This is a genomic window from Pseudomonas sp. CM27, assembly GCF_013179515.1.
Taxonomy (GTDB): domain Bacteria; phylum Pseudomonadota; class Gammaproteobacteria; order Pseudomonadales; family Pseudomonadaceae; genus Aquipseudomonas.
The window spans coordinates 1-5,458 of sequence record NZ_JABMCN010000331.1 but is presented as its reverse complement, the minus strand read 5'-3'; the positions used below and the strand labels follow the sequence as shown (position 1 = coordinate 5,458).

Annotated in this window: 5 protein-coding genes; all 5 read right to left on the bottom strand. The window is 54.9% G+C overall.

Going from position 1 to position 5,458, the window contains the following annotated elements:
- Nucleotides 1-1,167, bottom strand: a 1,167-nt coding sequence (locus tag HP547_RS26975; protein WP_172288478.1) for an acyltransferase, incomplete at its 3' end; no start/stop codon positions are given.
- Nucleotides 1,168-1,299: 132 nt separating this feature from the next.
- Nucleotides 1,300-2,250 carry a UDP-N-acetyl-2-amino-2-deoxy-D-glucuronate oxidase gene (wbpB, locus tag HP547_RS26970; RefSeq protein ID WP_172231926.1) on the bottom strand — a complete coding sequence of 317 codons (951 nt, stop codon included), beginning with the start codon at nucleotides 2,248-2,250 and terminating at the stop codon, nucleotides 1,300-1,302.
- Nucleotides 2,251-2,322: 72 nt separating this feature from the next.
- A complete protein-coding gene (gene wbpA, locus HP547_RS26965; protein ID WP_372242981.1) occupies nucleotides 2,323-3,633 on the bottom strand; it encodes a UDP-N-acetyl-D-glucosamine 6-dehydrogenase in 1,311 nt (436 codons plus the stop codon).
- A gap of 326 nt (nucleotides 3,634-3,959) precedes the next feature.
- Nucleotides 3,960-5,006 (bottom strand): LPS O-antigen chain length determinant protein WzzB, encoded by a 1,047-nt coding sequence (locus HP547_RS26960; protein WP_172288474.1) that lies wholly within the window; start codon nucleotides 5,004-5,006, stop codon nucleotides 3,960-3,962.
- Nucleotides 5,007-5,260: 254 nt separating this feature from the next.
- A partial coding sequence (locus tag HP547_RS26955) for an MBL fold metallo-hydrolase RNA specificity domain-containing protein (protein ID WP_306140632.1) occupies nucleotides 5,261-5,458 on the bottom strand: 198 nt, incomplete at its 5' end.

Genomic DNA, 5,458 nt, shown 5'->3' with positions numbered 1-5,458 from the left:
GGCCAGGCCGCGCTTGCATTCACCCACTTGCTGCCCGTGGCAAATCAGCTCAGGGGCTGCATATCGAGCCTGTTCGATCGGTACCGGGCCAACCATCACCAAGTTGAGCCGGGCACTCAGCAAGGCAATCGCCGTGATGCCGAGCACTGCAAGTGCAGCCGTCGGCGCTAGGCGACGAAAGCCGGACAACACACGCACCGGCTCCTCGACAAATCGACAGGAAATCCACGCCAGCGCAAACGTCGCTACCAGCGCGATCGACAACCACTGCATGCCGAGTTCATTCTGGCCTGTGTAGTAGCGAAGAAACGCCAGGACCGGCCAATGCCACAGGTACAGGGAGTAGGAAATGCCACCGATCCACACCATCCCTGGTTTGGACAAAAGCTTGTTGACCGCACTGCGTCGCGCTGCGATCAGCAGCGCCGTTCCGGTGCATGGCGCCAGCGCCCATAACCCAGGGAACTGGGTTTTATCTACCAGAACGAAGCTGGCGGCAAGCAAGCCCAGGCCCAGCACGCCTAACAGTGACGACACAGCTGTGGTTAACTCACGGTCTCGCATACCGAGCGCTACCACACCCCCGATCAGAAATTCAGGTGCACGGGCAAGTAGCGAAAAATACTCCCGGCCCTGCCCCATCAGCACGCTCCGACTGCTCCACACGAGCAGAAGGACCGACAGCACCGCGAGCCCAGGCAAGCGCCAGGAACGGGGCAGGCAAAGCAGAACAAGTGGGAAGATCAAATAGAATTGCATCTCTATCGCGAGCGACCAGGTATGCAATAGCGGTAGCTCTTCTGCACGAGGAGCGAAATAGCTGCCAAAGTCGGCGAAATACAGGTTGCTAGCAAAGACAGCTGCCGACTTCGAACTCTGATGGAAAAACGTGAAGTCTGCAGGTAGCAGAAGGACTGACGACACAACGCTGACCACAGCCAGCATGACTGCATAGGCGGGAACGATGCGCTTGAAACGGTTCAGGTAAAAGTCAGCCAGGCGAATCTTTTGCCCCGGCTCCGTCAATAGCGCAGTGATGATAAAACCCGAAATAACAAAAAATACATCGACCCCAACGAACCCTGCTGGAAGCCATGCGCTGTCCATGTGGTAGGCAAGAACTGCCAGAACCGCTACCGCACGCAAACCCTGAACGTCCAGGCGCATGTGTTTGCGCGCCCGTAACGAGCTCCATTCCTGCGGCGATGTTTCATTGTTATTGGACAAGCTGGCCAAGACCTTGCAAAGGGTAGCGCAAGAAAAAAGGCGGCCCGGCGGCCGCCCGGTATCATGCCTGTTTCAGCGGGAGAGACTCAGCACGAAAGGATGTGCCTCGTTGTCCTTCGCCTGAGCGATAGCTGAACTACGAATCACGTTCACAGTCTCCACGCAATGGCGAGCGTCCTCGATGCCGTAACCACGGCCGGCCAGGATTTCCTCATAGCTGGTTGTATGCAGGTCCGTGAAACCTTCGGAAAACTCCATCTCCTCGCCATCTACGGTGATGGAGCGATAGGTAGGCTTCTTACCTTTGACGGACTCAGGCAGGTCATCGGCATCCACCGAAAGGAACCAGCGCACGCGTGCCTTCTCGTATTCGAGGTAGCCGGCGGCCTTGTGCTCCGATGAATAATGTACGACGTTGCGCTGCAGCTTGCCGAATATGAAGTGCAGCATGTCGTAGAAGTGGACGCCAATATTGGTGGCGACGCCAAACGACTTGCGAGGGTCCCCTTTCCAGCTTTTCAGGTACCACTTGCCGCGCGAAGTGATATAGGTCAGATCTACTTCGTACTTGTGCTCACGATGCGCTGCCGCAACTTTTTCCTTCAGCTTGATGATCGCCTGGTGATGACGCAGCTGCAGGATATTGTAGAGGCGCTTGCCGGTCTCTTTTTCGATGAGAGAAAGCTGATCGAGCATTTCTGGTGTTGGTACCAACGGCTTTTCGCAGATCACATCGCAACCCAAGCGCAGCCCCGCGGCGATGTGCGGGTAATGCAAGTAGTTTGGAGAGCAGATGGCGACATAATCCAGCGCGGTCGCAGCATCTCGCTTCAGACCATTAGCATGCTCGAGGAAAAATTCAAACTCGGTGAAAAACTCGCTCTGCGGCGAGATGCTGTCGATGATACCGACCGAATCATTGATGTCGTAAGCGGATACCAGGCGGTTGCCGGTGTCCTTGATAGCCCGCATGTGTCGCGGAGCAATGTAGCCGGCAGCGCCGATCAGTGCAAAATTCTTCATGAACCGTCCTTACCAAACAGTTGAACCCGCCCGGTACCGAGCCCCAGGCGGATAGGCAAAACTACCTGCGGCTCACGCCTTTATGATGTGGGCTGCGGGAGCACGGTATTTGCCACGGCTGTCCACGATCAACTTGGCCTTGGCCTCGATCAACGCGTAATCGAACTTGTCGTGGTCGGTCGCCAATACCACCGCATCGAAGGAAGCCAGGTTTTCTGGAGTCAAGGGCTCGCTGCGAAGGTCAAAGTGATGTTCGCGCATCTTCGGGAAGACCGGCACATGGGGGTCGCTGTAGGCAACCACGCCACCTTTAGCCTCGATCAGTTCCATGATTTCTACCGAGGGCGACTCGCGCATGTCATCGACATTTTTCTTGTAGGCAATGCCCAGGACGAGAATTCGGCTACCTTTCAGCGCCCTGCCAGCCTCGTTCAGCCCATCCATCAGTTTGCCGAGGACGTATTCCGGCATTGCCTGGTTGACCTCACCCGACAGCTCGATGAAGCGGGTATTTACACCGTATTCACGCGCTTTCCAGGTCAGATAGAAGGGATCGATTGGAATGCAATGGCCGCCAAGCCCAGGGCCGGGATAGTAGGCAGTGAAACCAAATGGCTTGGTGGCTGCGGCATCGACCACTTCGAAGATGTCGATGCCCATGCGATCAGCGACGATCTTCATTTCATTCACTAGGCCGATATTTACTGCCCGATGAATGTTTTCCAAAAGCTTTGTCATTTCAGCAGCCTTGGTGGAGCTTACCGGTACGACTTTTTCAATGGCCTGATCATACAAAGCGATCCCCACATCCAGGCAGGCTGGTGTGTGCCCGCCGATGACCTTGGGAATTGTGCGTGTTTCAAAGTTGGCATTGCCAGGATCTTCACGCTCCGGCGAATAGACTAGGAAAATATCTTCGCCTACTTTCAAGCCATTTTCCTGAACGCGCGGCAGAAGTTCCTCTTCCGTGGTTCCCGGATAGGTAGTACTTTCCAGTGAAACCACCTGCCCTGCCCGTAAATAAGGCTTTATGGCATCTGTGGTGTTAATGACAAAGCTCATGTCAGGTTCGCGGTATTTGTTCAGCGGCGTTGGCACACACAGAATCAATGCGTCGCACTGGCTGACACGACTAAAGTCCGTGGTAGCCTCGAACCCCTGCTGCCGAGCAGCAGAAATTCGCTCACTGGAAATATGCTCAATGTAGCTTTGCCCAGCATTCAGGCGCTCGACTTTTACTTTATCAATGTCTATACCTAAAACATTGAAGCCGATTGCGTTATAACGCAGCATCAGCGGCAGCCCAACATATCCGAGCCCCACAATACCGATCAGGGCTGTTTTACCCTGAAACTTCTCAACTGCCTGCTTTCTGATATCCATCATTCGCGCGAACCACCCTTCTATATTACCCGCCTGCACAGATGACAGGAGGCGGGGTGTTTAAGATATCCATTTCATCCTACGACGGGATGAACCCAGCTGAAGCAGTTCCCGCGACTCAAGGCTGAGACCCGCCATAGGTTGGCAACGACAACCCGCCAGCGGATTCTACCCGCCACACTGCAGGGCATCCACATTACACCGTTGCGAACCCTGGCGTCATCAAAACAGGTTTCTTGCACCCCTCAACCGTTCACCGGGCGCCACCTAACATTCTTTTGTATATGAATCAAAGAGATGCATGTATTAGTGAGAGATGGTCCGACTCAACTTGGGCGACGCCGACTCCAGAGCTCTCTGCCGATTGCAAGCATGACACCCGCGCCCAACCCCAAAACTGCGCTAAGCGCGACGATCAATGCCTTTCTTGGTTTGACCGGACGATCCGGTAGCTCCACAGCCCCGTCCTGCTCAAAAACCTGAATGACCGCTGGGTCAAGCTTCAAATTACGATAGAACATGACGCTCTCTTGCAAAGGGCGAAGTCCACGGATGAATGGGTCATCCGAGGTACGCGCTAGAAGGTTCGAGATTTCCGACTCCAGCGCTCTGCTCCCGCGCATGTAGGTGAGTGACCCTCCCATCGCAGCCGAGACCTCATCAGTTAACGATTGCGAGATGACTGGCGGTTTCTCCAAGCCTATGGATTTGGCGACGACCAAGGCCTCCTTCAGCTGGGCGATGCGGTCTTCCCTCTCCCGAAGAGCACTGGCCTTCATGGCATCGATCTGAGTCTGCAGGTTGTCAGCCTTGATCAACATGTCACTGCGGTTGCTTTCTAGCACCTCATGCTTGGCATTACCTGCAGCCAGCTCGTTATAAGCCACCACCCACTTTGCCGCCTGCTCAGGGTCGGCGGTAGAAGCGGTAACCGCGTAACGCGTGGTTGAACCTTTGCCTGCCGGCGCCACGGTCAACACATTGGCAAATTCGCTATACAACGAGTCGCGCGAGCCCTGCCGACGTTCCTGGTCCAGGCTTGGCAGATAAACATCACGGAAAAACTTGTTGCGCACACCCTCTGACTGCAATGCCTGAAGGTGAGTGTCATACACGTCTTTTACCGTCAGGTGGGCCAAGCCCGACTCACCGCCACGGCCGTAATTCAGCTGAGCAATATCGTTCTGGCTGGGAGGCTCTACGAACAGCCTCGCCTCATATACCGGGGTCGCCAGCAATGCATAAGCAACGCCCACTGAAACAATCGGCGCAGCGACCAAACCCACCCACACCTTCTGGCGCCATACTCCCTGTATCAGTTCGACAAGTTCAATTTCATCATCACGATTCGGGCGCTGAGGGTCGTTAAGCATTTATTCTGATTATCCTGGGGTCCGTCAAACATCATTCAAACACCGACCTCACCCGAAGCGCGGGCCACTCGCCAGCGATTTGGCTTCATCAGGGCGGTCGAGATCGAGCGTAGGGTCAATCTGCCTTCATACTCTGCCTGATTCCACCCTACCCGGCACGTCCGGTCAAGATGAATGAAACGAACACGGTTGGAGCTCAGAAGATATTAGTGGTTCCCAACTAGATTAACTCCCTGTGAAATTCTGCTAAATGGTCAATCAGGTATGGAAACACACGCGCCTCGTGTACCGCATGCAAACGCTTGCTTGAGGGCCGATGCCAGCAGGATCTTCGATCTTCGCTCGCCGTGCACCAGCACTATTTTTTCAGGCGCACGCTGCATTCCGTCAACAAATCCAAGCAAACCCGCTTGATCCTTATGCCCTGAGTATCCCGGTAGTGTCCTGACTTT

Bases quoted from the DNA above. Each gene is read 5' to 3' on its own strand.
- HP547_RS26960 (WP_172288474.1), bottom strand. From the start codon at position 5,006: ATGCTTAACGACCCTCAGCGCCCGAATCGTGATGATGAAATTGAACTT.
- wbpB (WP_172231926.1), bottom strand. From the start codon at position 2,250: ATGAAGAATTTTGCACTGATCGGCGCTGCCGGCTACATTGCTCCGCGA.
- wbpA (WP_372242981.1), bottom strand. From the start codon at position 3,633: ATGGATATCAGAAAGCAGGCAGTTGAGAAGTTTCAGGGTAAAACAGCC.